Origin of the sequence: Streptomyces spinoverrucosus, assembly GCF_006539505.1 — a bacterium.
GTDB lineage: Bacteria > Actinomycetota > Actinomycetes > Streptomycetales > Streptomycetaceae > Streptomyces > Streptomyces spinoverrucosus.
The window spans coordinates 194,796-220,672 of the sequence record NZ_BJND01000019.1; the positions used below are offsets into that span (position 1 = coordinate 194,796).

Here is a 25,877-nt window from a genome sequence, read left to right on the forward strand (position 1 = left end):
GCTCACACAAGGACTGACCATGACGACCTTCGCCCTCGTCGGCGCCGGCCCCGGTCTCGGGCTTGCCACCGCCCGCCGCTTCGGAGCCGCCGGCCACACCGTCGCCCTCATCGCCCGCGACGCCGAGAAGCTGGACGGCCTGACGGCCGACCTCGCCCGTGACGGCATCCAGGCGCGCGGCTACACGGCCGACGTCCTCGACATCGAGTCCCTGACCGCGGCCCTGTACGCAACCGCGGCCGACCTGGGGCCCATCGAGATCCTCCAGTACAGCCCCGTGCCCCAGGCCCACTTCATGAAGCCGGTCCTCGACACGAGCGCCGACGACCTCGACGCCCCGCTCGCCTTCTCCGTCAAGGGCCCCGTCACCGCGGTGAACGTCGTCCTGCCCGGCATGCGTGAACTCGGCCGCGGCACCCTGCTGTTCGTCAACGGCTCCAGCGCCGTACGTCCCAACCCGAAGGTCGCCGGCACCTCGATCGCCTTCGCCGCCGAGAGCGCCTACGCCCGCATGCTCCACGACACGCTCGCCCCGGCGAACATCCACGCCGCCCAGCTGATCATCCCGGGAGCCATCAGGCCCGACGTCGAGCACAGCAGCCCCGACGTCCTGGCCCAGCGCCTGTACGACATCCACACCAAGCGGGACGGCTTCCGCCACTACTCCGAGCCTCTGCCCGACTAGCCACAGGACGACCCCGTGAACCCCGCCCCCCTCCGCGCTCTCGCCCGCGTGGTCCCGGCCGCCGCCCTGCTGCTGGTCATGACCGCCTGCGCCGACGATTCCCCGCCCTCCTCCGCCTCCTCCGCCTCCGAGCCCGCGTCGCCGCAGGCTTCGACGGCCCCGGCAGCCACCACACCGACCGGCAGGACAACCGCGATGAACATCCGGCTCACCCTCGACGGCCACCACATCGCCGCCACCCTGAACGACAGCCCCACGGCCCGCGACTTCGCCGCCCAGCTCCCCCTGACCCTCTCCCTGCGCGACCTCAACCAGGCCGAGAAGATCGCCGATCTGCCCCGGAAGCTGTCCACCTCCGGCGCCCCGGAAGGCGCCGATCCCGAGGTCGGTGACCTGGCGTACTACGCCCCCTGGAACCAGCTCGCCACCTACTACCGCGACGCCCCGTACGCGACCGGCCTGGTCATCCTCGGGCACATGGCCGACGGCGGCGCCGAGCAGCTCGCCACCGCCGACGAGATCACCATCGAAGCCGCGCCCTGACTCGCCCCACCGCTCGCCCGTACATGAAGGGGGGAGGAGATCCTCCCCTTTTCGTCCGGTTCGCTGCATGGAACCGTCGAAGACGTGCCGCGCCGTCCACTGTCCGCCGCGACGGCTTCAGCCGCCACCATGATCCCCCGTTTTCCACGCAAGGAAAGACCACACGTATGCCTTCCGCGTCCGGGACGACCCCCGGCAAGCTCCCCTTCGTCGTCTGGGTGCTCGCCGCCGGCACCTTCCTGATGGGGACCACCGAGTTCGTCGTCGCCGGCCTGCTGCCGGAGCTGGCCGGTGACCTGGGCGTCAGCGTCTCCCACGCCGGCCTGCTGATCACCGCCTTCGCCATCGGCATGATCGTCGGCGCGCCCACCATGGCCATGGCGACCCTGCGCCTGCCTCAGCGCCGGACGCTGATCCTGGCCCTGTCCGTGTTCTGCCTCGGACATCTCGTCGCCGCCCTCAGCACGTCCTTCACGATCGTCCTCGCGGCCCGCGTCGTCACGGCCCTGGCCACCGGAGCGTTCTGGTCCGTCGGCTTCGTCGTCGCCACCACCGCCGCAGGCCCGCACAACGCCACCCGCGCCACGGGCGTCATGATCGGAGGGCTGACCCTGGCCAACGTCGTCGGCGTGCCGATCGGCTCGTTCGCCGGCCAGTTCACCGGCTGGCGCGGCCCCTTCTGGGCCCTGGCCGTCCTCTCCGGGCTCGCCGCCGTGTTCATCGGCCGCTTCATCCCGGTCCGGGAGCAGCGAGTCGAGGTGTCCGTCCGGGCCGAGGTCGGGGCTCTGCGCCAGGGCCGGCTGTGGCTGGCGCTCGGCGCCGCGATGCTGATCATGGGCGGTGTCCTGGCGACGTACACCTATGTCACGCCGCTGCTGACCGACCGCGCGGGCGTCCCCGCAGGCGCCGTACCGCTCGTCCTCATCGCCTTCGGCGTCGGCGCCCTGGGCGGCACCACCACGGGTGGCCGCCTGGGCGACCGGCGTCCGATGGTCACCACCATCACGGCCGCCGCGGCTACGGCTCTGGTCCTGTTCCTGATGATCCCGCTGTCCGGCAATCCGGTGACAGCGACCCTCCTTGTCTTCCTCATGGGCCTGACCGGCTTCACGGTCAACCCGGTCGTCACCGCCCTCGCCATGCGCTTCGCGGGTGACGCGCCCACCCTCACCTCGGCGCTGACGACCTCCGCCTTCAACACCGGCATCGCCGCCGGTTCGGCGATCGCGGGTACGGCCCTGGACTCCTCCCTCGGCCTGACCGGCCCGCCCCTGGTCGGCACCGTCATCGCCGTCCTCACGCTGCTGCCCCTGATCGCCCTCGCCGTCCACGGCCCGTACCACAAGGGCCGGATCGTGGCCCGGAGCAGCGCTCCCGCGCAACGGCGACGCGACGAACCCGCGCAGGTGCCGTCGCAGCACTGACTCAAGCCTGATCCGCGTACTGCCGACGACGTACCGGCAAGCGAGAGGACTCCGCACATGACTGTGAGCAGCACGGGCTTCACCGGGAAGGCGGCCTTCGTGACCGGAGCCGGCTCCGGCATCGGCCGCGTGACTGCCGGCGCCTTCGCCCGGGCAGGTGCCCGCGTCGCCCTCGCCGACCTGTCCGCGGACGGCCTCCAAAGACCGCACGGCTCATCGAGGAAGTGGGCGGACAGGCCCTGGCCCTCGCTTGCGACGTCACCAGCGAAGACGATGTGCGGTCCGCGCTGGACGACACCGTCCAGGCGTTCGGACGACTGGACGTCGCCTTCAACAACGCCGGCGTCGAGCAGCCGGTCAAATCGGCCGCGGACATCACGAAGGACGAGTGGGACCGTGTGGTCGGCGTCAGCCTGACCGGAATGTTCCTGTGCATGAAGCACCAGATCCCCTGATGCTCCAGCCGGGGGGGGCGGCGCGATCGTCAACGCCTCGTCAGGCGCCGGCGGCAAGGCTTCAAGGGACAGGCGGCCTACGCCGCCGCCAAGCACGGCGTCATCGGCCTGACCCGCTCCACCGCCCTCGACTACGCGGCGTCCAACGTCCGCGTCAACGCGGTCTGCCCCGGCATCATCGACACCGAGATGATCGAGCGCTTCGCCGAAAGCACACCCGGAGGGCGGGACGCCCTGGTCGCGGACGAGCCGATCGGACGCCTGGGCACACCGGAAGAGATCGCAGCCGCCGTCCTCTGGCTCTGCTCGGACGCCGCCTCCTTCGCCACCGGCCACGCCATGGTCGTCGACGGCGGACAAACCGTCTGACGGCGTCGCGGCAAGGCGTCGTGCCGCCGCGGTTCATCCAGGCACCCCTGACATCAGTCGTGCCGCCACATCTCCCCAGCTGAAGGGATAACACCACGTGAATCCCACATACGACTTCAACGGCCAGGTCGCCCTCGTCACCGGCGCCGGCGCCGGTATGGGCCTGGCGACCGCCCGCGCGTTCGCCTGGTCCGGAGCCGCCGTCGCCCTCACCGATATCGACGAAGCGGCCCTGAACGCTGCCGCGAAGGAACTCACCGACGCCGGCCACCAAGCCCTCGCCCTCACCTGCGACGTCGGCGACGAGGACCAGGTCGCCGCCGCCGTCGACCGTACGGTCGAGACCTTCGGCCGCCTCGACATGGCCTACAACAACGCCGGCATCCAGATCCCGCCCAGCGACGCCGCCGACGAGCCCGCCGAGCGGTTCGACCGTGTCAACGCCGTCAACCTGCGCGGCGTGTGGGCCTGCATGAAGCACGAGCTGCGACACATGCGTGCCCAGGGCAGCGGCGCGATCGTCAACTGCTCCTCCCTGGGCGGCCTGGTCGGCCTGCCCGGTCGCGCCTCGTACCACGCCTCCAAGCACGGAGTCATCGGCCTGACGAGCAGCGCGGCACTCGAATACGCCCCCCGAGGCATCCGCATCAACGCCGTCTGCCCGGGCACCATCGACACCCCCATGGTCAGCGACATGATCGCCAAGGGAGAACTCGACCGCGCCGAGGCCGAGGCCAACCAGCCCATCAACCGGCTCGGCACCGCCGAGGAGATCGCCCAGGCGGTCCTGTGGCTGTGCAGCCCCGGAGCGAGTTTCGTCGTCGGTGTCGCCCTCCCCGTGGACGGTGGCTACGTCGCCCGCTGAAGACAGCCCACGCAGGAAGGAGAGCTGAGAGACATCATGGAATTCATCAAGCAGCAGCCCAGCAGCAAGGCCCCGGCGGACTGGTTCACCGGCGACGTGTGGTGGGACGTCATCGTGGCCGGCCAGGAGCCGTCGAGGATGCGCGCCAACCTGGTCCGCTTCTCGCCTGGTGCCCGCACCAACTGGCACTCCCACACCCTGGGCCAGACCCTGCACGTCGTTTCCGGCATCGCCCTGATCGGCACCCGGGACGGCACCGTCTTCGAGGCCCACCCCGGGGAGACCGTGGCCTGCCCGCCGAACGAGGAACACTGGCACGGCGCCGCCCCCGACCGGTTCATGGAACACATCGCCCTGTGGGAGGGCACAGGCGACGGCACCCCCGAGACCACGTGGGCCGAGCCGGTCTCCGACCAGCAGTACAACGGCCGCCGCACCCGCGACCAGTAGCCCCGGCCCATCCATCACGCAACCGGGGCTCACTCAGGGCATCACGGCGTCCCGGGGAGGGCCGCCTGCCTCGCCTCGCGCGCCAGGGCCCCGAAGACGTCGGTCAGTCGCTCCTGGTGGAGTTGGTCGAGGCCGCCGCCATACACTGGTCCAGCCGTGGAGGACCGCCATGCTGAACATCGCGGACACCTCGCACCGCTGGTGCCGCAAGGCACGCCCCTTCGCCCTGGCAACCGTCGTCGACGTGCACGGCAGCGCCCCTCTGCCGATCGGTACGTCGGTCGCGGTGAACGAGGACGGCAACGCCGTCGGCAGTCGCCGTGGCACAGGTCGTGGACGGCTCGTGCTCTGTCGGTCCGCGAGCGTGACCGGCTGCTCGCGCGTGGGACGAGCCAAGCGCCGCGTCAGCCAATGGCCTTGGTGCCGCACCCGATCGACTGGTCTGCGGCTGCTCGGAGTTGAGGCGGGGGCGTCTCGGAGCGGGTGGCGCGCATCAGTGCGAGTGCGGTCAGCGGTATGAGGGTGAGGGCGGCCGCCACTGTGCCGACCAGCGGGGGCCCGGCTTGCCCCAGCGGTGAGGTCAGGGCGACGCCCGCCGTCCAGGAGCCGATGGCGATGCCCACGTTGGGTGCCGCGCCGCTGACGCCGGAGACGAGGGTGGGCGCGGAACCGGCGAAGCGCAGGGCCAGTGCGCCGAGCGCCGGACTCGCCGCGAAGCCTGTCGTCCCCATGAGTGTCACCAGGACGACGGCTGCCACGGGGCTCGGGGAGAACAAGGTCAACAACAGCAGGACCAGTGCGGTCGTGGCGGCGGCCGTGATGAGCGTGGCAAGGGGGCGACGGTCGCCCAGGCGCCCGCCGACCGTGGTGCCCACCAGGGCGCCCAGGCCGTAGCCGGTCAGGACCATGGGCACGGCTCCAGCGGAGATGCCGGCCCGCTCGGTGAGCAGGGGCGAGATGTAGGTGTACGTCGCCAGGACACCGCCCATCAGCAGCGTCATGGCACTCAGCGTCAGCCAGACCCGGACATCCCGCAGCGCGGTGAACTCGGCCCGGACGGAAGGCGCTTCGCGCCGCTCGTCGGCAGGGATGAACCGGCCGATGACGGCCGCCGCGCCGGCTGACAGCGCGGCCAGCACCCAGAACGGCCCGCGCCAGCCCGACAACTGACCCAGCCAGGCGCCCAGCGGTACGCCGGCCACGGTGGCCACGGTCGCACCTCCCAGGAGCATGCCCAGGGCCCGTGACGTCGCCGCCGGTCCTGCCGCGGTCGTGGCCACGACCGCGCCGACGGACCAGAAGGTCCCGGTGGCCAGTGCGGTCACCACGCGGGCCGCGAGTACGAGCGCGAAGGACGAGCTGAGCGCGGCGACCAGGTGGCCGAGGGCGAAGACGACGAGCGCGAGGATCAGCGTGGAGCGCCGGGGCAGGTGCAGCGTCGCGACAGCCATCACCGGCGCCCCGGCGATCATGCCTGCCGCGAACGCTGTGATCAGCAGACCTGCCTGAGACAAGGAGACATTCAGATCATCGGCGATCTCGGGCAGCAGGCCCGCGATGACGAATTCGGTGGTGCCCATGAGAAACGTTCCGGCGGACAACGCAAGGACGACGAAAGGCAGTTTGCGGGGTCGGTCGTCGGTCGTGGGTGACATTCGGTGGGATTCTCTTTTCAGGGCCACGTGCGACCGCGGCGGGGTGGGGACGCCGTAGAGCATCGCACCGCACGGGCGTTCTGTGAGGGGGAGGAATTTCTCCCTGCTAGATGCGGTAGAGGCTGCGTCGGCTTCAGACTGCCCCCGACATCGATGGGCCGGACACTCACCAGTCGTCAGGACGCCGAGCGGGGGAAGTCCTTACGTCTGCCGGAGCCGGAGCCGGAGCCGGAGCCGGAGCCGAAGCCGAAGCCGGGCCGCGGAGCCTGCGCCGGGCGACCAGGGTCGAGCCTGCGACAAGCCCGAGGGAGACAAGGGTGAGCCGGCCGGCGATGGACGGGCAGTCCGACGGCGTGTCATAGCCGCCGTCATCGAGCCCGGCCTGACGTTCGAAGTGGTTGAACGCACCGGGGAAGAATGCCTCGTCGAGGGCGTACAGCGCGGGGAAGGCGGCAGGCCCGCCGACGAGCGAGAAGGCCGCCCACTGGTCGGCGTGCCGGGCCTCGTGTTCCGCCAGGCGCTGCGTGCGCGGCGAGTCCACCTGCATGCGCTGGTCGGTCAGGAAGACCGTGCCGAACATGGTGCCGGCGCGGACGACTCCGTCGTCCAGGACCACAGCGGTCGTCCCGTTGTCGCCCTGACGCACCTCGCCGCCCTTGCCGACGCCGTAGAGCAGGGCCGCTCCGGAGACCGGCGCGTTGACCACCACGCGGGTGGTCTCCCCACAGACCTCCGTCACCCTCGGATCCTGCCACCGCGAAGGCACCGCCAGACGCCAGCTGCACCGCCGCCCCGGCCGTGACCACCCCGCGCCGCAGCCGGGACGGCGCCCGCCCGCGCAGCGTGCCGACGATGGCGAGGACAAGGCCCACGAGGCCGCCAAAGATCAGGCACGCCGCCCACCACAACGCCCTGCGGGCTCTCCGGTTCCCCGGCCGCATGGCGGGCACCTGTCGCTCCGGGACGGCCGGGCGGCGCTCCGGGGCAACCGCGGGAGCGGGCCGGTCCAGCGTCGGTGTCGTCATGGGCGCCTCTCGGAGTCCCGGTCGGCGCCGGTGATGGAGATGACCTTGCTCATCGTTTCCTTGCGTTCCGTCAACGGTTTCAATGACCACGCAGAGGAATTGCCAAGGCGTGATCCATCAGCGAGAAATAGCTCGATCCCGACCCTCACACGCGGGCGCGGGCACGAAAAGAGGAGGAATTCATCCGGGAAGAAGAACATCCGGGGAGGAAACTTCCCCCTTTACCGGGCGCGATGCGACGGCTGCACGGACACGGACCGTGTCCGGCCCGGTGCGTCGGCCCAGGCGCCTTGGGCGGCGAGGGCGCGCAGTCGATCGGCGGCCAGGGCGTGCCCCGTCTCCGGGTGGGTGGCCGAGTGGGCGAAGACCATCCCGTCCACCTGCCCGTCCGTGGTCAGCAGCGGTCCGCCCATCGAGGCCGGCGGCGTCCATCGGGTCTCCCTCGTCGCGGCCCGTAGGCCGAGGCCGCCGTCGTGCGGGTATCCGGCGACCACGGGGGGCGGAGCTGCCTCGCGTCGCGTCGTCCTCGGCGAGGGAGATGGCCGGGGCATCCAGCCCGGGGACGCGCAGCACCGTGGCGCCCGTGCCCGGGGCGTACAGGACGACGGTCGCGGGCAGCGACTGCTCCACTCCGCCGAGCGGACCCACGGACGGTCCGCGCCGGCGACGACATGGGCGTTGGTCATCGCCAGGCCGTCGCCGTAGACGAACCGCTGCCCTCGGAGCCCCGCCCGGTGTCGCCGACCTGTCCGGTGACCTTCACCGTGCTCTGCTGCGCGACGCGGGTCGCCGTGGCGGTCACGGCGTCGCCGGAGGGCTCGGTTGTCGACCCGCGTATCTGATGCTGCATGGCGGTCAAGGTGTACGGGGATCCCAGGGCCGCGTTCCCCGTGATCCGTACGACGCCGAGCAGGGCAGCCGTGTTCACGGCCGCCGAGGAGTGGCCGACTCCGTCGAGGACCCAGAGCAGAAGAGCCAGGTCACTCCGGCGGAACCCAAGAAATGCAGCGGCGAGCAGTGGGATCTTTTCTCCCAGGAGGGCTTTTGTCCCAGGAGAGAATTGCTCAGCCTCCGATCGCTGACATCGGGCGATCCGGCTGGACGAAGGTCGGGGCGTCCAGGCCCGCGCCCGCCTTCTTGCCCCACATCGCCTCGCGCCAGAGCCGCGCGATCTCCTCGTCCGGGGCGCCCGCGCGCAGGGCCGCGCGCAGGTCGGTCTCCTCGCGGGCGAAGAGACAGGTTCGTATCTGGCCGTCGGCGGTGAGCCGGGTCGGTCGCAGGCCGCGCAGAACGGGCGGGTGACGGAGGCGATGACGCCCACGACGTGCGGGCCACCGTCGACCAGCCAGCGCTCCGCCGGGGCCGAGCCACGGGCCTCGTCGCCCTCGGGGCTGAGGTCGAAGCGGGTGCGCAGGGAGGTCAGGATGTCCCCGGCCGTGATCATGCCGTCGCGCTTCCAGCCGTGCTGGGCGTCCAGCGGCATCTGCTCGATGAACCGCAGTTCGTAGTCGTGCTCGACCGCCCAGGCCAGCAGGTCGGGCGCCTCGTCGTCGTTCAGGCCCGGCATCAGGACCGAGTTGACCTTCACCGGGGTCAGGCCCGCCTGACGGGCGGCGTGCAGGCCCTCGATGACGTCCTTGTGGCGGTCACGGCGGGTGAGGGTCCCGAAGACGTCCGGGCGCAGAGTGTCCAGGGAGACGTTCACCCGGTCCAGGCCCGCCGCCTTCAGGGCGGACGCGGTGCGCTTGAGGCCGATGCCGTTCGTCGTCAGGGACATCTGCGGACGCGGGGGCAGGGCGGCGACCCGCTCCACGATGCCGACCAGGCCGGGGCGCAGCAGGGGCTCGCCGCCGGTGAAGCGGACCTCCTCGATGCCGAGGGAGGTGACGGCGATGTCGATCAGGCGGACGATCTCGTCGTCCGTGAGCAGGTCGCCCTTGCCCAGCCACTGCAGGCCCTCCTCGGGCATGCAGTACGTGCAGCGCAGGTTGCACCGGTCGGTCAGTGAGACCCTCAGGTCGGTGGCCTGCCGGCCGTAGGTGTCGATCAGCACGTTCCTGAGACCATTCCTGCCCCGTGCCACGCTGTGTCCGGTACCGCCCCGGAAACGCGGTGGATCGGGCCGCTGACCCGGACCAGAGGCAAGCCACTCCCTCGGCCGGCGTGGGCGATGATCTCGGCGGTGATGGAGATGGCCGTCTCCTCGGGGGTGCGGGCGCCGAGGTCGAGGCCGATCGGGGAGCGCAGCCGGGCCAACTGCTCCTGCGTGACGCCGACTTCGCGCAAACGGAGAAGGCGCTCTTCGTGGGTGCGCCGGGAGCCCATCGCGCCGACGTAGCCGACGGGCAGGTCGAGTGCCAGTTGCAGCAGGGGGATGTCGAACTTGGCGTCGTGCGTGAGCACACAGACGGCGGTACGGGCGTCCACGGCCGTCTGTGCCAAGTAGCGGTGGGGCCAGTCGACGACCACCTCGTCGGCGTGCGGGAAGCGGGCCTTGGTGGCGAAGACGGGGCGGGCGTCGCACACGGTGACGTGGTAGCCGAGGAAGCGGCCGGCCTGGGCGAGGGCGGCGGCGAAGTCGATGGCGCCGAAGATGAGCATGCGGGGGCGGGTGGCGGCCGCGTGGACGAGGACGGAGAGCGTCTCGGGGCAGGTGTCGGCGTCTCCGCCGAGGGCGAGGCGTGCGGTGCGTCCGGTGCGCAGTTGGGCGGTGGCCCGGTCAGCCATGGCCCGGCCGGTCGGCCTGTCGCCGAGCGTGCTGTCGGCGATCCAACTGTCGCCGAGGACACACAAAGTGACGCCGAGCAATCCTTCAGGCCCGTCCACGACCTGGGCGACGGCGGCGGGCCGGCCCTCAACCGCCTCGGCGAGCGCCGCGCCGAGATGCGGCCGGGCGGCCGGATCGACACGCTGCACGAGCACGTCGAGTTCCCCACCGCAGGTCAGGCCCACGGCAAAGGCGTCGTCGTCGGAGTAGCCGAACCGGGCACGCTGTGGAGCACCTTGCCCCTGGAGCACCTGCCGGCACAGTTCGTACACCGCGCCTTCGACGCACCCGCCGGAGATGCTGCCGATGGCGTTGCCGTCCTCGTCGACCGCGACCGACGTACCGATGGGCAAGGGTGCGCTGCCGGTGACGTCGACGACGGTGGCCAGGGCGAAGGGGCGTTCCTCGCGGCACCAGCGGTGCAGTGTGTCCGCGATGTTGAGCATGGAGGGTCTCCAGAGCAGACGGTCGCTGTCGCAGAAGGTGGGCCGGGCCGCCGCCGCGTCGACGGGGGCACATGCGCGGTGGCGGCCCGGGGAGGGTCCGGCAGCCGTACGGGGGGTTCGGCTGCCGGACCCGTCTGGGGAGGCGGTGGTGTCAGAGCAACGCCTCGGCGGTGATGGGAAGTTGGCGGATGCGTCGGCCGGTGGCGTTGTAGACCGCGTTGCCGATCGCGGCTGCCACGCCCACCTGGACGACCTCGCCGAGTCCCTTGACGCCCAGCAGGTTGCCGGCGTTGTCCTCGCCGTCGAGGTAGATCGCCTTGATCTCGGGGACGTCGGCGTTGACCGGGACGAGGTAGTCGGCGAGGCTGGAGTTCACGATCCGCCCGTCGCGGTGGTCGGTGACCGTGTGCTCCAGCAGCGCCTGGCCGATGCCGCCTACGATGCCGCCGATCGCCTGGCTGTCGGCGAGCTTGGGGCTGATGATCCGCCCCGCGTCGTAGACGCCGAGCATCTTGCGCACCCGTACCAGTCCCAGGTCCGCGTCCACCGAGACCTCGGCGAAGGTCGCGCTGTAGGCGAAGTAGGCGGACCGCTCGGAGCCGGGTCCCTCGTAGGAGCCGTTCGCCTCCAGGTGGGAGCGGTCGTGGCGGGCCAGCAGGCTCTTGTACGTCTCCCCGCGCACTGTGTTGTTCCGGTCGTGCAGTCGGCCGTTGCGCACGACCACGTCGTCCGCGTTCACCCCGTACAGCGGCGACTCGCGGTCCTCCACGGCCAGCTTGATCGCCTGCTGGCGCACCTTGTTGCAGGCGTCGACGACGGCCGAGCCGACACTGGCCATGGTCGACGAACCGCCGTGCGGCGAGGTGAACGGATACTCCGAGTCCCCCAGCCGGAAGGTCACCGTGCGCATGGTCAGCCCGAGGGCGTCGGCCGCGACCTGGGTCTGGGAGGTGTACGTGCCCGGTCCCATGTCGGTGGTGGCCGCCTCCACGACCGCCGTGCCGTCGGCATCCAGCCGCGCCCTGGCCTGTCCCGGATACCGCCCGCAGTCGTAGGCGCCGGCGGCCATGCCCAGGCCGATCAGCAGGTTCCCCTCCCGTGTGGAGCGCGGCTTGGGGTTGCGGCGGTCCCAGCCGAACTCGCGGGCGCCGACCGTGTAGCACTCGCTCAGCCGGCGGGTGGAGAAGGGCTCGTTGGTCGACTCGTCCTCGGCCGGTTCGTTGCGCCGGCGCAGCTCGATCGGATCGATGCCGAGCTCGGTGGCGAGCTCGTCCATGGCCGACTCGATCACGAACGACGCGGGGGCGAAGCCGGGCCCGCGCATCCAGATCGGGGTGTTCACGTCCAGCGGGACCTGCCGGTACGCCTGGCGGACGTTGGGCATGCTGTACATCATCTGGCCCGTGCCCAGGACGGCCTCGAAGAACGTCTCGTACGACGAGGTCTCGTGGTCGATGTCGTGGATCGCGGCGTTCAGCCGACCGCGCCGGTCGCTGCCGAGGCGCAGCCGGTACTCGTAGGCCGGCCGGAATCCGGTGCCGAAGTACATCTGCTTGCGCGACAGCACCAGTTTCACCGGGCGCCGGGTCACCCGCGCCGCCAGCGCGGCGACGATGGTGTGCGGCCAGCAGCGCAGCCCGCTGCCGAAGCCACCGCCGACGAACGGGTTGATGACCCGCACCGCGTCCGCCGGGAGGTCGAAGACCGCGGCGATCTCGTCGTGTGTGCCCATCACCCACTGGGTCTTGTCCCAGACCGTGAGCTTGTTGCCGTCCCAGCGGGCGACGGTGGCGTGCGGTTCCATCGGGTTGTGGTGGTTGCGGGCCAGTTCATACTTCAGGTCCAGCCGTACGGCCGAGGAGCGCAGCCCTGCTTCCGCGTCTCCGCGCGCATAGGGCGTCGGCTCGCCCGGCTTGGCCTTGGTGATGTCGGTCGAGGGCTGTTCGGCGTCGTAGCGGACCTTGACCAGGCTCGCCCCATGCTGGGCGGCCTCCAGCGTGGTGGCCACGACGACGGCGACGGGCTGGCCGTGGAAGAGGACCTTGTCGTCCTGGAAGACCCGGAGCCTGCGTCCGGCCGGGTTGTTGGACCCGGCGTTGTCGCGGTACGGGAGCTTCGGCGCGTTGCCGTGGTGGATCACCCGCAGCACACCGGCGTGTTTCTCGGCGGCGCGCGTGTCGATGGACCTGATACGGCCGCGGCCGATGCTCGCGTCGACGATGACGGCGTGCGCGACACCCTTGAGGTCGTGCTCGGCGGCGTACTCCGCCCTGCCCGTGACCTTCAGCACGCCGTCCACCCGGGACAGCGGTGCGCCTACGGCTGCCTGCGGCTGGGGGCTCATTCCATCTCTCCTACGGTGCGCAGCTGGCGTTCGACGGTCCGCTTCAGGAGCTCGACCTTGAACCGGTTGTGCTGAAGGGGGCGGGCACCGTCGGCCGCGTGGCGGGCGGCCTCGACCCACAAACCGTCCGAGGGGCGCTCGCCGATCAGGGCCCGCTCGACGGCCGACAGCTTCCACGGCACGGTGGCCACACCGCCGGCGGCGACCTTCGCCTCGCGGATCAGGCCGCCCCGGGTGTGCAGGGCGACGGCCGCCGAGGCGAGCCCGAACGAGTAGGACTGCCGGTCGCGGAGCTTCAGATAGGCCGACTTCAGCGGACGCGGATACGCCGGGATCTCGACCGCCGTGATCAACTCGCCCTGCCGGATGTTCTGTTCGCGGTGCGGAGTGCTGCGGGGACGGAGCAGGAAGTCGGCGAAGGGGAGGCTGCGCTCCTTGCCGTCCGGGGCCTGCAGGTGGACGGTCGCCTCCAGGGCGGCGAGGGCGACGGCGAAGTCGGAGGCGTGGGTGGCCACGCAGTGGTCGGAGCCGCCGAGGATCGCGTGGCCGCGGTTGTAGCCGCCCAGGGCGGCGCAGCCGGAGCCGGGCTCGCGCTTGTTGCAGTCGGCGGTCACGTCCCGGAAGTACGTGCAGCGGGTGCGCTGCATGATGTTGCCGCCGATGGTGGCCATGTTCCGCAGCTGGGCCGAGGCGCCCCGCAGCGCCTGGGCGGCCACCGGGAAGAGGGAGTTCAGCTTGGGGTCGGCGGTGGCCACGGCCATCGGGACCAGGGCGCCGATGCGGATGCCACCGCCGGCGGTGGCGGTGATCTCACTCAGGGGCAGGGCGCTGATGTCGACCAGCGTGTCGGGGTGCTCGACGCTCTCGCGCATCAGGTCCACCAGCGTGGTGCCGCCGGCGATGTAACGACCGCCGCGTCTCCCGGCGTCCAGGGCTTCCCGGACGCTGCTGACGCGGGTGTAGGAGAAGGGATGCATGGCGGCCGCTCCTTACTTCCGGGCGGCGGTCTGCTCGACCGCGCGCACGATCTTGACGTAGCAGCCACAGCGGCAGACATTGCCGCTCATGTACTCCCGGATCTCCTCCGGCGAGCTGGTGTGGCCCTCCTGGATGCAGCCGACGCCGGACATGATCTGGCCGGGCGTGCAGTAGCCGCACTGGAAGGCGTCCTCGTCGATGAACGCCTGCTGCAACGGGTGGAGTTCGGCACCGTCGGCCAGGCCCTCGATCGTGGTGACCTCGGCGCCCTCCAGCCGCACCGCCAGCGTCAGGCAGGAGTTGACCCGCTGCCCGTCGACCAGCACCGTGCACGCCCCGCAAGCACCGGCGTTACAGCCCTTCTTCGAGCCGGTCAGGTCAAGGTGCTCGCGCAGCAGATCCAGCAGCGAGGTCCGGTTGTCGACCGTCACCGTCCGCCGGGTGCCGTTCACCGTCAGGGACACACGGCTGGAGGGGGCCGAACCGGTGGCGGTCGCTTCCTCGGCGCCGGCCAGGAACGTTCCTCCGGCCACCACGACACCGCCCACCGCGACACCGGTGGCGATGACGGTGCGCCGACTGGGCCCCGAGGTGGTCTCACCGGTTCCGGTGGGCGGGGAAACAGCAGAATCAGGGAGTTCAGAGGACATACATTCGCCTTTGCATCACGGACGGATCAGTCGTGTACACCAGCGGGAGACCAGGCACGGGATCGACGCCACCGCGGGAACAGGGTGACCGCTCGCCTCGACAGGGCGGCTGATCACGCGGAAAGTCTTGCACCACAGGCGTCACCCATGGCAGGGAGAGTTTTGTCCCCCCTTGCATTTCCTTGGCCTTCCCTTGGTCGGATGAGAAGGCGCGAACTGATCTCGAAGGGCGTCGGTGCCTCGACCGGCTGCCAAGACGCCGCTTGAGGTCTTCACGCTCTGCGTGTCCACCGCTGACGAAACCCGGCGCCGCGACCGCGCGCTTCGTCGCTCAACGGGTCGTGGACTCACCGGGAGGCCGAGATCGGGGTGGCTGAGCGGCGCCGGCGGCCTGGGGGGCAGGGAACACCCCCCCAGACACCGATGCCCGTGGAACTCGCCACCACCCTTGAAGGTGGACTTACCGGAACCATTCGCTCCGGCGAGGACGCTGAACCCGCCGGGCAGATCGCAGATCATCGGATGCTATGCGCTCGCTCGCAGACCGCTCACCGTGACAAGACTCAGAGGCACGACTGCCCCACCCTGACCGTCGACCAGGTCGCGGAGCGCCTGGAGAACCGCTTCGCCCCGCTCACTGGCGGTACCGCGCCGCGGCTGCTGTGGAACCGGCTGTCGGTGGTCGCCGGTGACTTCGGCCTGGACACGGCCGAGGGTGTGGGTGCGGGGGAGAGCGTCGCGCGCCAAGATGCCTTCGATCTTGTCAATCGCCTGGTGGCACAGTTGTGGTCCTCATCAACGAGCGCAAGGGACAGCCTTGTTACGGGAGACCATCCGCCAGTACGGCGCTCAGAAGCGCGCGGCGGGCGGTGTGGAACAGCACGTCCGGCTGCTTCACTGCGACTTCTACCGCTTCCTCGCCGAGCGGATGGCCGACGACTGGCACGGCTCTGGCGAGGAAGAGGGCCTGGAGTTGACGCGGGTCGGCCTCGACATCCAGCGCGGCGCCCGCAAAGACCAGGTGGCGCCGACGGGCGAGACGCTGCCGGACCAGGCACTCGCCTCGAAGAACTCGGTCTCCGCTGGTGGCTCGGAGTTGCGAAGCCAACCGCGACCCGGAGACTCGGCGGCGGAGGTGCGCCTGTGTGACTGACTCGACGGAGTGATCCGTTTGCCTTCGGGAGGCAAGGATCCACGACGTTGGACAGCCTGGAGACGGCGGCTGGGTTCGCGACGCTGTGTAACGGCGCCCTGGAGTCAACGGGTTCAGCGGTGCGCGCTGAGGAGCAGGTCGACCAGCCCCGAGTCATCACGCCACCATCCCTGTGCTGGTTCCGTGCTGACTTCGGCAGTCGGAATCGTGGAAAACCGCAGGTCCTAGCCCCTATCGAATGAGTTGTCGTACCACTCGATGGTGGTGCCGATGAGGGACGCGGCGACGATGCGCTTCAGTTTGCCGGGGATGGGGGAGCGGTTGCTGCGGAGGCCATGTGCGCCACTTCCTCGTGTGCGGTGGGGACGGGTACGTGTGGGGACACCGTAGGAACGTGCAGGTCACCGGCACATGTGGTGAGGCAACATAGTTCGGGCTTTGGCTATGCGTGCGGTCACCATGGGGGCGCTGCCGAACCTTGTACGAAGCCCTGGGCGAGGCCACGACCGGGGGCTCACCCCGAAGCGCCGGCGGAAGGCCGTGCTCATGGCACTCGCCGAGGAGAAGCCCGAGGCGTACGCCAAGTCCGTGATCGTCATGTGCTCGCAGTCGGCGCGCAGGAGACGCTCGCGGACCAGACGCAGGCGCTCCTCGCGGATCAGGTCACGGGGCGTGGTGCCCACGTGCTGGAGCGCGAGCTGGACCTGGCGGAGGGACCAGCCGAGGGCGCGGGCCATGGAGGCGCCGGACAGGTCGGGGTCGGCCGCGTGAGCACGCACGTAGCGGCGGACCATCGCCTCGACCTCGCTCAGATTGCCGCCCCGCAGTTCGACGCCGTCTGCGACCGCGTCGTCGAGGTGGCCAGCGGCGCCTTCCTGTCCAGCGGGCCGTCGATCTCCTGGGCCGGGATCGACATGATGACACCGCGCAGGGACGCGCCGTGCAGGAGTTCGAAGGGTGCACCGAGTGTGATCAGGCTGCCCGTGCCCGGCGTCAGCCGCACCTCCTGGTCGTCCTGTCGCAGTAGCAGTTCGCCGGAGAGCGGGAAGAGGAGCCGGTAGTCGGGGTCCGGCTTCTGGCGGATCAGGCCCGGTGTGCGGGCGTACTCGATCCGGTCGCTGTACCAGGTGACGACCTGGTAGCTGTCGCTGCGCTGCCGGATCATCTCGCCGCGGAAGACCCCGGCACGGGCGTACCTGTAGTCCAGCCTGGTCTGGTACGCCCCGACGCGCTCACTCCACAGATCCGTCTGCTCGCGTGCCTCGACCTCGGCGGTCCTCGTCGTTTCCACGACGCAGCTTCCCGTGGGCAATGTATCCCCTCCGCTGCGACGTGTCCCGACGGCCTGGAGAGCAGCCCCGAAAGCCCTGCGTCCGAGGGCTGTTACTCGGCGCAGACTAGAGATCAGCAATCGGTTTCCGGAACTCGTCCCAGCCTCATATGCCTACGCCGGAGACAAGCCCGTTGCGATCGGCCGGTCCCACGAACGCGCCTGCGTCCCACGGCAACTTCCCTGCGCGCACGGACAAGTGCACGCCAACGCGCCGCTACCGTCGTGCGCCCGTCGACCCGCCACCTGCTGTGAGGACTTGATGACGGAATAGACAGCGGAGGCGGTGTTCTGGTGCCTGGCCGTGGGCCTGTTCGCCGTCGCCGTCCTGCTGGTGCGCGAACGCGGCATCACCGCACGGCAGCGCAGAAGGAACGCGGAACTGAGGGACGGCCTGCGGGCCCGGGACGAGGAACCGCGGCACCTCATCTCCACCCGCCTACCGGGCCTGGAGCACGCGGCCCACGAGCAGGTCCCGGCCGTCGGTCTGCTCGACGACCGGCTGGCCGACACGGAGTTCGCGAAATGTCTCGACGGTGTCCTGGAACGGTTCGCCGACGCGGTCGAGCACGCCCGGTCTCGCGCCGACCAGTCGGCGAAGGCCGCCCTGAAGGCGTCGATGCGCTCCATCCAAGCCCAGGCCAACGAACAGCAGGTGTCCATCGCCGAGATGCAGGACCGGCACGACAACCCCGACGTCCTGCGCGACCTGCTCGGAATCGACCACGCCAACGCCCAGTTCGGCCGCCGAGCCCAGGCCATCGCCGTGGTGACCCGGGGCGCCCTCGGCGCGCTCGTCCTCGCCGACACCCACCATGCCGGTGGAGGACGCGCTCGACGAGGTGTTGTGGACCGACCCGCCCATGGCCAACTACGCCGCGCACTACGCGATCCACGACGTCGTCCACGAAGGGGTGCTGGTGCGGGCGGGGCATCCGCTCGTGGTCAGTTTCGCCGCGGCGAACACCGATCCGTCCTTGACGGTGGATCAGCGTGCGGGCAACCGCGCCCACTTGGCGTGGAGCGCGGCCCGCACAACTGCCCGGCGCAGAGTCCGGCCCGGCTGGTCGCGGCGGTCGCGGTGGAGAAGCTGCTCGACCGGCTTCCTGATGTCGAACTCGCCGTGCCGGTCGATGAGTTGGCCTGGCGGCCGGGCCCCTTCCACCGAGCGCCGGCCGCGTTGCCGGTGGTGTTTCCGCCGACCGTCGTCACCCCGTCCGGCACCGGCGACGAGCCGCCCGTCGAGCGCACCGCGCCGACGCCCCTGCCGTCCGCGGCGCCCGAGGCCCGCCGCGAGCGGCGCGGGCGGGCCGCCCGGCTGCTGGCGTGGTGGCGCGGCGAGTGATCAGGACAGGCGTACCGGAAGGGAGCGGTGGCCGTTGGAGATGAAGGAGTCGACCGGCTCCAACTCGTCCTGAGAAACGGCGAGTCGCAGTCCGGGGCAGCGGTCGAAGAGCGCCCGGAGTGCGATGCGGGCTTCGAGCCGACCCAGTGGGGCGCCGAGGCAGAAGTGCACGCCGTGGCCGAAGGCGAGGTGCTCCTTGTCGGCGCGGGTGACGTCGAAGCGGTCGGCGTCCTCGCCGTACTTGCCGGGGTGACGTCCGGCGGCCGCGTACGCGGCGAGGATGGCCTCGCCTTCGCCGATCACCACCCCGTCCGGACCGCCGAACTCGCTCATGACGAGGTCCTCGACGGCGTACCGCAGCGGCAGGCTGGCGACGGGCGCCTCCATGCGCAGCGCCTCTTCGACGACGTCCTCCCAGGAGACGCGGCCGGAGCGGACGTGGGCGAGCTGGTCCGGATGGGTCAGCAGGAGGTGGATGGCGTTGTCGATCAGGTTGACCGTGGTCTCGTGGCCGGCGCTGACCATGAGCACCAGGGTGTCGAGCAGTTCCTGCTCGCTCAGCCGGGTGTCACTGTCGTCGCGTGCCGCGATGAGCGCCGAGGTCAGGTCGTCGCCCGGTGACCGCCGCTTGAGGGCGACGAGTTCGCCCAGCGCCGCGTAGAACCGTGCGTAGTTGTCGGTGACTTCCTCCGGGGTGGCGGAAGTGTGGAAGACGCCGTCCACGACGGCCCGTAGCTCCGCACCCTGTTCCTCGGGCAGGCCGAGAAGTTCGCTGATCACCTGGATCGGCAGCGGATAGCAGAACTCCTCGCGCAGATCGACGACTTGGCCGTGCCGTCCGGCCACCTCGACCCGGTCCAGCAGGGCCGCGGCGATCTCCTCGATACGGGGCCGGAGCGCCGTGGAGCGGCGTGCGGTGAACGCCTTGGAGACCAGGGCGCGCAGCCGTTTGTGCTCGCCTCCGTAGGCGGTGAACATGTTCTGCACCGCGACCCAGGTGAAGAGCGGCCACTCCGGGGCGATCTCGCCGGTGATCCACTGGGTCCAGTGCCGGCGCGGGTCCTTGGAGACGCGTGGGTCGGTGAGGAGGCGCTTGAGGAGGTCGGGACTGCTGACGGCCCAGGCCCGCACACCGTCGGGCAGTTCGACGAGGGTCACCGATCCGCGCTCGCGGATCCGGGAGGCCTCGCCGTGAATGTCGCGGCCGGTCGGGTCGATCACTAAGGGGCGGGGGTGTCCCATGGCAGCCTCCCAGATGCTCCCACATCAATACGACCCGCGAAGCTACTTGGCTGTAGCCTGCCCGAGGTACGGCTGATTCCGCCTGGTTCCGCCGCCGATTGGGACCTCCCGCGGGTGCCTGTCCTGGGCCTGGGCTGCCACGTGGTGATCCCTCCGATCCATCGCGTCACGTGCCCCGGTCTGTGCTGGCAGATCCCTCCGTCGCGCGACCACCAGTGGACGAACACGCCCCGCCTGCACTCCGCCCTCCTCCGCGAGAAGTCCCCCACCCTCTGGCGCCTGCCAGACGCGGTCGGCGCGTACATGCCTCGTTCCGGCCCCGGATCCCGCCCGTGGCTTGTGGGCAATATCACGCCAGTCGACGTACCTACTGGTCGGTATGCTCCCGGGGAGCCGCGACGACAGGAGGCGCTATGTCTGCGACCAACCGCCAGATCCGTCTGGCAGCCCGCCCTGTGGGCGAGGTCAGACCCAATGACTGGGAGCACTGTGCGGGTTCCGTCGACGAGCCGGGGCCGGGCCGGTTCGCGGGCCGGACTCGCGTGATCTCCCTGGACCCGGCGATGCGGGGATGGCTGGACGACCGTCCCTCCTACCTGCCGCCGGTGGGCATCGGTGAGGTGATGCGCGCCGGATCGGTCATCGAGGTCACCGCATCGAACCACCCCGACTTCCAGCCGGGCGATCACGTGGTCGGAACATTCGGCGTCCAGGAGTACGTGGTCTCCGACGGCAGGGGCGCCATGAAGATCGACACGTCCCTCGCCCCGCCCTCGACGTATCTGGGCGCGCTGGGCATGCCCGGCATGACCGCCTACTTCGGCCTGCTGGACGTCGGGGCGCTGAAGGACGGCGAGACCGTCGTGGTGTCGGGGGCGGCCGGCGCGGTCGGCACCATCGCGGGTCAGATCGCGAAGGCCAAGGGCTGCCGGGTCGTGGGCATCGCGGGAGGGCCGGAGAAGTGCGCGTTGCTCACCGACGAACTGGGATTCGACGCGGCGATCGACTACCGCGCCGAGGACGTCAGGAAGGCACTGCGCGGCCACGCCCCCGACGGCATCGACGTCTACTTCGACAACGTGGGAGGTGACATCCTCGACGCAGCCCTGACCCGGCTGGCGATGCACGCGCGCGTCGTGGTGTGCGGTGCGATCAGTCAGTACAACAACGCCACCCCGGTCAAGGGCCCCTCGAACTACCTCTCGCTGCTGGTGCGCCGCGCCCGCATGGAGGGCTTCGTCGTCTTCGACTACGCGGGGCGCTACACGGAGGCCGCCCAGGAGATCTCCGCCTGGATCGGCGCCGGCCGCATCAAGGTCAAGGAACACGTGGTCAGGGGGACCGTGGACGACTTCCCCGAGACGTTGCAGATGCTCTTCCGCGGCGAGAACGTCGGCAAGCTCGTCCTGGAGCTGGCATGACGGCCGCCGAGAGCGGGGCCGCGCTCCAGGGCAAGGTGGCGATCGTCACCGGCGGGGCGAGCGGACTGGGCCGGGCCACGGCGCTGGCGCTGGCCAAGGCGGGGGCGCGCGTCGTGGTCGCGGACCTCGACGCGCGGGGCGGCCGCGAGGTGGCCGAGATGATCGACGGCCATTTCCGTGCCTGCGATGTGTCCGACCTCGAGGCCAACCGTGCGCTGGTGGAGTTCGCCGAGCAGCAGTGCGGCGGCGTCGACATCGCGTTTCTCAACGCGGGGGTGGCGACCGGATGTGGCGTCGGCGAGGACTTCGACCTGGCGCGCTACCGGCGTGCGATGGGGGCCAACCTCGACGGCGTGGTGTTCGGCACCCATGCGGTGCTGCCGGCGCTGCGGGCCCGCGGCGGAGGAGCGATCGTGGCGACCGCGTCCCTGGCGGGCCTGGCGGCGGTACCGCTGGATCCGCTGTATGCGGCCAACAAGCATGCGGTCGTGGGACTCGCACGCTCCCTGGGACCGGCTCTCGCGCGTCAGAACGTGCGCTTCAACGCCGTCTGCCCGGGGTTCGCAGAGTCGCGGATCATCGACCACCTGCGCGGCATGCTCGCCGAGCAGGAACTGCCGATCATCCCGGCCGAGGTCGTGGCGGACACGGTGCTGCGGATCGTCACCGGCGACGGCACCGGGGAGTGCTGGTTCATCCAGGCCGGACGCGACCCGGAGCCGTTCCGTTTCCGTCACGTGCCTGGTCCGGGCAAGCCCGTCGGCATTTGAGAAGGCTCACTGCAGCCCGTGTCCGCCACGGGCTGCAGTGGGCATCGCACTTGGTGCCGCCACGAGTTCCTCATGGGTGATGCGCTCTTCCAGCTCGATCAGCAGGTCGCTGCCCCGCCGCTGCCGGCGGCCGGGCGGACAACGTCGTACGGACTGACGGCGGCAAACTTGACCGGCGAGCCCGGTCCGCGGTCAGCCCAGGTTGAGAAGGCCGGCGTCGACGACCGCGCGGCCGAAGGGGCTCGCGAGTTCGGCGAGGCGCTCACAGCCGGCGTCACCCAGGGGGGCGTAGGCAGGAAGGGCCAGACGGTCGGTGCGGTCCTCGATGTGGCGGCGCAGGAGTACGCCTTCTGGGCTGAGGGAGTCGCCGTCGAGGAGACCTCGCTCGCTCAGGCGCTCCTGGGTGCCGGCCCACTCCTCCTCGGGCCATCCACGGCTCGCCTTGAGGAAGTCGACGGGAACGTCACCGGTCGCGGCGTGCAGAATCAGGGCCTCCAAGCCCCCGACGCCCTCGCTCAGCAGGCACGCGACATGGCCGTCCCCGCGGAACTCCCGGAGCAGGGTCTGGGCATGCCACAGCTGCAGTACCGGCTCCTCCGGCCAAGGCAGCGCGGCATGAGCGGCGAACAGCGGGCGGCCTTGCGCATGTTCGCAAGCCGCCTCGGCGGCCCGGCGGGTCAGCGCCAGGACTTCGGGCAAGTTGGGCAACTCGTGGATTTCCGCCCGTCGCAGGGCTTCGCACGCCGCGGCGTACCGCGCGTCCAACACCTGCTGCGGCGTCGTCGCGTCCCAGGCTCCGTCGACCGCCTGCCGTACGACATCGGGGTTGAAGTTGTAGAAGGTCGAGATGACCAGCTCGGCGGATGCTCGGCCGAACGCGGCGCTCCGGGACGTGAAGTACCCGGCGCGTCCGCTCAGGCCGAGGTCCGCGTACCGTCGCCTTCCCTCGGGGACGAAGTAGATCATGGCGTGTAGGGGCTCGAGACGGCGCCAGGCCGTGCGTGCTGCCTTCATGGGGTCACCTCTTCGGAGAGTCGACGAACGGGGTATTCGCTCGCAGGTGTTCGAGCAGCAGGCGGCTCAGCGTTTCGGGAGCCTCCTCGGGGATCCAGTGGCTGACGCCCTGGAGGGTCTCGAACCGGTACGGCCCGTTGACCCACCGCCCGGTCTGCTGTGCGGCTGCCGGGCCGAACGCGCTGTCCCCCGTGCTCCAGACGTACAGCGTGGGCACGTCGATGACGCCGATCGTGCCGTCGGGGCGGCCGGCCCGGTACCAGTTGAGCGCCGCGGTGAGAGCGCCCGGCTGGGACAGGTGTCGTACGTAGGCCTCGGCACTGTCCTGCGGGACCTTTCCGGCGAAGAAGCCCCGAACCTCTTGGGCATCGTCGGCGAGCATGCGCTCCTCGGTCGCGGGTGTTTCGCGCCAGTCGATCATGTAGTGGGAGCGTTGGCGCTGATCCTGGTCGGTGCGCAGGGTGGTGGCAAGTGCGCCGGGGTGCGGGGTCGAGACAACCGTCAGGGTGCGTACCCGGCCGGGATGGGCGTGCGCGGTCCACCAGGCCACCGCGCCTCCCCAGTCATGGCCGACCAGATCGAACGCCGCCCAGCCCAGTTGCTCGCTGATCGCGACCACGTCGTCGACGAGAAGGCCGATGCGATAGTCCTCGGGTCGCTGGGGGCGGGCGCCGGGGGAGTACCCACGCTGGTCGGGTGCCACCACCCAGTAGCCGTGCGCCGCCAGCGCCGCCATCTGCCGCTGCCACACCAGCCCTGTCTGCGGGAAACCGTGCAGCAACAGCACCGGGCGACCTTCGGGCGGACCCGCCGCGATGGCGTCGAACACGCCCACACCCGTGCGGATGCTCAGCTGGGTCACCATCCACCTCCACGCACCGACTCTGATGATTGAACTTGACGCCGAATTCAACTATAACGGGTCGGAAGGCCGACTCCCATCACCCCCGTGGCCATGGCTCGTTGTCATCGGTCACCCGAGGAGACGGTCAACGAGCCCTCAACGCTTTCCGGCCCCCCCAGCTCACGGAAGAACCGAACCGAAAGGAAGCAGTGAGGCGACATGAGGGAAGCAGTCATCGTTTCGACGGCACGGACACCGATCGGAAAGGCTTACCGCGGCGCCTTCAACGACACCCAGGCGCAGGAACTCGCCGCCCACGCCCTGTCGCAGGCCGTGCAGCGCGCCGGGCTGGAGGGAGGTGAGGTCGAGGATGTGATCTTCGGCTGCGCCGTGCAGCAGGGATCCTCCGGTGTCAATGTCGCGCGTCAGGCCGTTCTGCGTGCCGGACTTCCGGACACCGTGTCGGGGATGTCGATCGACCGGCAGTGCTCGTCGGGCCTGATGGCGATTGCGACGGCCGCCAAGCAGATAGTCACGGACGGCATGCAGGTCGCTGTCGGCGGCGGTGTCGAGTCGATCTCCTTGGTGCAGAACAACCACATGAACACCCACCGCATGGCGGATCCCTGGCTGGTCGAGCACAAGCCGAGCATCTACATGCCGATGCTGCACACGGCTGAGGTCGTCGCCGAACGCTACGGCGTGAGCCGCGAACGCCAGGACGAGTTCGCGCTGGTGTCACAGCAGCGCACCGCGGCGGCGCAGGAGGCCGGCCGGTTCGACCAGGAGATCGTCGCGCTTCCCAGCGTCAAGAAGGTTTTCGACAAGCAATCCGGAGAGGTGCGGGACGAGGAGGTGACCCTGGCCCGGGATGAGGGCAACCGCGCGTCGACGACGCTTGAGGGCCTGGCCGGGTTGGCGCCGGTGCTGCCCGACGGTCAGGTGAGCGCGCATTCCACCGTCACGGCGGGCAACTCCTCGCAGTTGTCGGACGGGGCCTCGGCGTCGGTGTTGATGGAGTCGAAGGAGGCCGAGCGCCGCGGACTGGAACCGCTGGGGGTCTACCGGGGTATGACCGTTGCCGGTTGCGGGCCGGACGAGATGGGCATCGGGCCGGTGTTCGCCATTCCGAAGCTGCTGAAGCAGCACGACCTCACCATCGACGACATCGGCCTGTGGGAACTCAACGAGGCGTTCGCTTCCCAGGCGCTGTACTGCCGGGACGAACTGCACATCGACCCGGAGCGGTTCAACGTCAATGGCGGCGCCATCTCGGTCGGCCATCCGTACGGAATGACCGGTGCCCGGCTGGTGGGGCATGCCCTTATCGAGGGCAAGCGCCGGGGCGTTCGGTATGTGGTGATCTCGATGTGCATCGGCGGCGGTATGGGCGCGGCCGGGCTGTTCGAGGTTGCCTGAGATGTCGAGTGTGACGGACAAGGCGCGAAGCGCGGTCCTGGTGGACTTCGGTGGTGTCATCACCTCAAGTGTGTTGCGGGCTTTCACCGACTTCGGCGCCTCGCTCGGCGGCGACCCGCGCCTGCCGCTGGACCTCCTGGCCCGCGACCAACCATCACGCATCCTCCTCACGGACCACGAGTGCGGCCGTATCGACACCGAAGCCTTCGAGCGAGGATTCGCCGAACGTCTCCGCGTCCATGGCGCGGACGTATCCGCCGAGGGGCTCACGGCCCGGATACAAGCGGGAATGTCGATCGACCGGGACATGCTCGCGCTGCTCGGTGATCTCCGAGCCGCCGGCCATCCCGTTGCGCTCGTGTCCAATTCGTTCGGTACCGGAACCTACGACGGTGTCGAACTCGCCGCTGTTGCCGATGCGATCGTCATCTCCGCCGAGGTCGGGATCCGCAAACCCTCCCGGCGGATCTACGCGATCGCATGTGAACGCCTCGGCATCGATCCCGAGGAGGCAGTCATGATCGATGATCTGCAGCAGAACCTTGACGGCGCGGCACGGATCGGAATCGGGGGCGTACTGCACACCAGCGCCGCCGACACCCGCCGCCAACTCGCCGAACGCTTCGGGATCACCGCCTGACCGATCGACCGACCGAGCGCAGTGAGGCCGGTCATCCGGCCAC

General features: G+C 70.3%; 23 protein-coding genes and 4 pseudogenes. 13 read left to right on the plus strand and 14 right to left on the minus strand.

Going from position 1 to position 25,877, the window contains the following annotated elements; all coding sequences use genetic code 11:
• Positions 1–19 precede the first annotated feature (19 nt).
• From SSP24_RS14225 to SSP24_RS14255, 7 genes and pseudogenes are all read left to right on the plus strand, one after another.
• Positions 20–685 (plus strand): SDR family NAD(P)-dependent oxidoreductase, encoded by a 666-nt coding sequence (locus tag SSP24_RS14225; protein ID WP_141309883.1) that lies wholly within the window; start codon positions 20–22, stop codon positions 683–685.
• 15 nt (positions 686–700) lie between these two features.
• Complete coding sequence (locus tag SSP24_RS14230) at positions 701–1,228, plus strand: cyclophilin-like fold protein (protein ID WP_229865391.1); 528 nt, start codon at positions 701–703, stop codon at positions 1,226–1,228.
• Between the two features lie 167 nt (positions 1,229–1,395).
• Positions 1,396–2,652, plus strand: coding sequence for an MFS transporter (locus tag SSP24_RS14235; RefSeq protein ID WP_141309884.1), 1,257 nt, complete (start codon positions 1,396–1,398; stop codon positions 2,650–2,652).
• A 57-nt stretch (positions 2,653–2,709) separates the two neighbouring features.
• Positions 2,710–3,476 (plus strand): annotated as a pseudogene (locus SSP24_RS44045) (SDR family oxidoreductase).
• A gap of 97 nt (positions 3,477–3,573) precedes the next feature.
• A complete protein-coding gene (locus SSP24_RS14245; protein ID WP_141309885.1) occupies positions 3,574–4,341 on the plus strand; it encodes an SDR family NAD(P)-dependent oxidoreductase in 768 nt (255 codons plus the stop codon).
• 36 nt (positions 4,342–4,377) lie between these two features.
• Positions 4,378–4,791: a (R)-mandelonitrile lyase gene (locus SSP24_RS14250; protein WP_141309886.1), complete on the plus strand. Its 414-nt coding sequence runs from the start codon at positions 4,378–4,380 to the stop codon at positions 4,789–4,791.
• 169 nt (positions 4,792–4,960) lie between these two features.
• Positions 4,961–5,116 (plus strand): annotated as a pseudogene (locus SSP24_RS14255) (XdhC family protein); the annotation flags it as partial.
• 79 nt (positions 5,117–5,195) lie between these two features.
• Here the strand turns inward: SSP24_RS14255 and SSP24_RS14260 are convergent.
• The 9 genes and pseudogenes from SSP24_RS14260 to SSP24_RS14300 form a co-directional block, all read right to left on the minus strand.
• On the minus strand, positions 5,196–6,446 hold the full coding sequence (locus SSP24_RS14260; RefSeq protein ID WP_141309887.1) for an MFS transporter: 1,251 nt from the start codon (positions 6,444–6,446) through the stop codon (positions 5,196–5,198).
• A 166-nt stretch (positions 6,447–6,612) separates the two neighbouring features.
• The gene (locus SSP24_RS42820) at positions 6,613–7,185 is read right to left on the minus strand and encodes a hypothetical protein (RefSeq protein WP_167529582.1); all 573 of its coding nucleotides are present in this window, start codon (positions 7,183–7,185) and stop codon (positions 6,613–6,615) included.
• Between the two features lie 507 nt (positions 7,186–7,692).
• Positions 7,693–7,965 carry a hypothetical protein gene (locus SSP24_RS14270; RefSeq protein WP_141309888.1) on the minus strand — a complete coding sequence of 91 codons (273 nt, stop codon included), beginning with the start codon at positions 7,963–7,965 and terminating at the stop codon, positions 7,693–7,695.
• A 188-nt stretch (positions 7,966–8,153) separates the two neighbouring features.
• The gene (locus SSP24_RS14275) at positions 8,154–8,399 is read right to left on the minus strand and encodes a hypothetical protein (protein ID WP_141309889.1); all 246 of its coding nucleotides are present in this window, start codon (positions 8,397–8,399) and stop codon (positions 8,154–8,156) included.
• Positions 8,400–8,535: 136 nt separating this feature from the next.
• Positions 8,536–9,524 (minus strand): annotated as a pseudogene (gene moaA, locus SSP24_RS14280) (GTP 3',8-cyclase MoaA).
• Complete coding sequence (locus SSP24_RS14285) at positions 9,518–10,684, minus strand: XdhC family protein (RefSeq protein WP_141309890.1); 1,167 nt, start codon at positions 10,682–10,684, stop codon at positions 9,518–9,520. The pseudogene moaA and the gene SSP24_RS14285 overlap by 7 nt, the downstream one beginning before the upstream one ends.
• A gap of 151 nt (positions 10,685–10,835) precedes the next feature.
• Positions 10,836–13,028, minus strand: a complete 2,193-nt coding sequence (locus SSP24_RS14290) for a xanthine dehydrogenase family protein molybdopterin-binding subunit (RefSeq protein WP_141309891.1) — start codon at positions 13,026–13,028, stop codon at positions 10,836–10,838.
• Positions 13,025–14,005, minus strand: coding sequence for an FAD binding domain-containing protein (locus tag SSP24_RS14295; protein ID WP_141309892.1), 981 nt, complete (start codon positions 14,003–14,005; stop codon positions 13,025–13,027). Before SSP24_RS14295 ends, SSP24_RS14290 begins: the two co-directional genes overlap by 4 nt.
• 12 nt (positions 14,006–14,017) lie before the next feature.
• Entirely contained in the window at positions 14,018–14,656 is a 639-nt protein-coding gene (locus SSP24_RS14300) for a (2Fe-2S)-binding protein (RefSeq protein ID WP_141309893.1), read from the minus strand.
• Between the two features lie 817 nt (positions 14,657–15,473).
• Between SSP24_RS14300 and SSP24_RS14305 the strand changes: the two genes are divergently transcribed.
• The gene (locus SSP24_RS14305; RefSeq protein WP_141309894.1) at positions 15,474–15,809 is read left to right on the plus strand and encodes a hypothetical protein; all 336 of its coding nucleotides are present in this window, start codon (positions 15,474–15,476) and stop codon (positions 15,807–15,809) included.
• A gap of 401 nt (positions 15,810–16,210) precedes the next feature.
• Here SSP24_RS14305 and SSP24_RS44050 read toward each other — a convergent pair whose 3' ends face one another.
• Complete coding sequence (locus tag SSP24_RS44050) at positions 16,211–16,603, minus strand: helix-turn-helix domain-containing protein (RefSeq protein WP_229865398.1); 393 nt, start codon at positions 16,601–16,603, stop codon at positions 16,211–16,213.
• A gap of 14 nt (positions 16,604–16,617) precedes the next feature.
• The gene (locus SSP24_RS44055; RefSeq protein WP_229865400.1) at positions 16,618–17,100 is read right to left on the minus strand and encodes an AraC-like ligand-binding domain-containing protein; all 483 of its coding nucleotides are present in this window, start codon (positions 17,098–17,100) and stop codon (positions 16,618–16,620) included.
• 325 nt (positions 17,101–17,425) lie between these two features.
• Here SSP24_RS44055 and SSP24_RS14320 point away from each other — a divergent pair.
• Positions 17,426–17,911, plus strand: a pseudogene (locus tag SSP24_RS14320) (ATP-binding protein); the annotation flags it as partial.
• A 573-nt stretch (positions 17,912–18,484) separates the two neighbouring features.
• Here the strand turns inward: SSP24_RS14320 and SSP24_RS14330 are convergent.
• A complete protein-coding gene (locus SSP24_RS14330; RefSeq protein WP_141309895.1) occupies positions 18,485–19,726 on the minus strand; it encodes a cytochrome P450 family protein in 1,242 nt (413 codons plus the stop codon).
• Positions 19,727–20,139: 413 nt separating this feature from the next.
• Between SSP24_RS14330 and SSP24_RS14340 the strand changes: the two genes are divergently transcribed.
• Positions 20,140–21,147, plus strand: a complete 1,008-nt coding sequence (locus SSP24_RS14340; RefSeq protein ID WP_174864646.1) for an NADP-dependent oxidoreductase — start codon at positions 20,140–20,142, stop codon at positions 21,145–21,147.
• Positions 21,144–21,917 (plus strand): SDR family NAD(P)-dependent oxidoreductase, encoded by a 774-nt coding sequence (locus SSP24_RS14345; protein WP_141309896.1) that lies wholly within the window; start codon positions 21,144–21,146, stop codon positions 21,915–21,917. Before SSP24_RS14340 ends, SSP24_RS14345 begins: the two co-directional genes overlap by 4 nt.
• A 192-nt stretch (positions 21,918–22,109) precedes the next feature.
• Here the strand turns inward: SSP24_RS14345 and SSP24_RS14355 are convergent, their stop codons facing one another.
• Entirely contained in the window at positions 22,110–22,931 is an 822-nt protein-coding gene (locus SSP24_RS14355) for an SCO6745 family protein (RefSeq protein WP_141309897.1), read from the minus strand.
• A 4-nt stretch (positions 22,932–22,935) separates the two neighbouring features.
• Positions 22,936–23,796, minus strand: coding sequence for an alpha/beta fold hydrolase (locus SSP24_RS14360; protein ID WP_141309898.1), 861 nt, complete (start codon positions 23,794–23,796; stop codon positions 22,936–22,938).
• A 198-nt stretch (positions 23,797–23,994) separates the two neighbouring features.
• Between SSP24_RS14360 and SSP24_RS14365 the strand changes: the two genes are divergently transcribed.
• Both SSP24_RS14365 and SSP24_RS14370 read left to right on the plus strand, forming a co-directional pair.
• Positions 23,995–25,194 (plus strand): acetyl-CoA C-acyltransferase, encoded by a 1,200-nt coding sequence (locus tag SSP24_RS14365; RefSeq protein ID WP_141309899.1) that lies wholly within the window; start codon positions 23,995–23,997, stop codon positions 25,192–25,194.
• Position 25,195: 1 nt separating this feature from the next.
• The gene (locus tag SSP24_RS14370; RefSeq protein ID WP_141309900.1) at positions 25,196–25,834 is read left to right on the plus strand and encodes an HAD family hydrolase; all 639 of its coding nucleotides are present in this window, start codon (positions 25,196–25,198) and stop codon (positions 25,832–25,834) included.
• Positions 25,835–25,877: the final 43 nt, after the last annotated feature.

Excerpts from the sequence above, each read along its gene's own strand:
- SSP24_RS14370 (WP_141309900.1), top strand. The coding sequence starts at position 25,196 with ATGTCGAGTGTGACGGACAAGGCGCGAAGCGCGGTCCTGGTGGACTTC.
- SSP24_RS14235 (WP_141309884.1), top strand. The coding sequence starts at position 1,396 with ATGCCTTCCGCGTCCGGGACGACCCCCGGCAAGCTCCCCTTCGTCGTC.
- SSP24_RS14260 (WP_141309887.1), bottom strand. The coding sequence starts at position 6,446 with ATGTCACCCACGACCGACGACCGACCCCGCAAACTGCCTTTCGTCGTC.
- SSP24_RS14300 (WP_141309893.1), bottom strand. The coding sequence starts at position 14,656 with ATGTCCTCTGAACTCCCTGATTCTGCTGTTTCCCCGCCCACCGGAACC.
- SSP24_RS14360 (WP_141309898.1), bottom strand. The coding sequence starts at position 23,796 with ATGGTGACCCAGCTGAGCATCCGCACGGGTGTGGGCGTGTTCGACGCC.
- SSP24_RS14365 (WP_141309899.1), top strand. The coding sequence starts at position 23,995 with ATGAGGGAAGCAGTCATCGTTTCGACGGCACGGACACCGATCGGAAAG.
- SSP24_RS14355 (WP_141309897.1), bottom strand. The coding sequence starts at position 22,931 with ATGAAGGCAGCACGCACGGCCTGGCGCCGTCTCGAGCCCCTACACGCC.
- SSP24_RS14295 (WP_141309892.1), bottom strand. The coding sequence starts at position 14,005 with ATGCATCCCTTCTCCTACACCCGCGTCAGCAGCGTCCGGGAAGCCCTG.
- SSP24_RS14340 (WP_174864646.1), top strand. The coding sequence starts at position 20,140 with ATGTCTGCGACCAACCGCCAGATCCGTCTGGCAGCCCGCCCTGTGGGC.
- SSP24_RS44050 (WP_229865398.1), bottom strand. The coding sequence starts at position 16,603 with ATGGTCCGCCGCTACGTGCGTGCTCACGCGGCCGACCCCGACCTGTCC.
- SSP24_RS14290 (WP_141309891.1), bottom strand. The coding sequence starts at position 13,028 with ATGAGCCCCCAGCCGCAGGCAGCCGTAGGCGCACCGCTGTCCCGGGTG.
- SSP24_RS14345 (WP_141309896.1), top strand. The coding sequence starts at position 21,144 with ATGACGGCCGCCGAGAGCGGGGCCGCGCTCCAGGGCAAGGTGGCGATC.
- SSP24_RS14285 (WP_141309890.1), bottom strand. The coding sequence starts at position 10,684 with ATGCTCAACATCGCGGACACACTGCACCGCTGGTGCCGCGAGGAACGC.
- SSP24_RS14225 (WP_141309883.1), top strand. The coding sequence starts at position 20 with ATGACGACCTTCGCCCTCGTCGGCGCCGGCCCCGGTCTCGGGCTTGCC.
- SSP24_RS14330 (WP_141309895.1), bottom strand. The coding sequence starts at position 19,726 with ATGGGACACCCCCGCCCCTTAGTGATCGACCCGACCGGCCGCGACATT.
- SSP24_RS14250 (WP_141309886.1), top strand. The coding sequence starts at position 4,378 with ATGGAATTCATCAAGCAGCAGCCCAGCAGCAAGGCCCCGGCGGACTGG.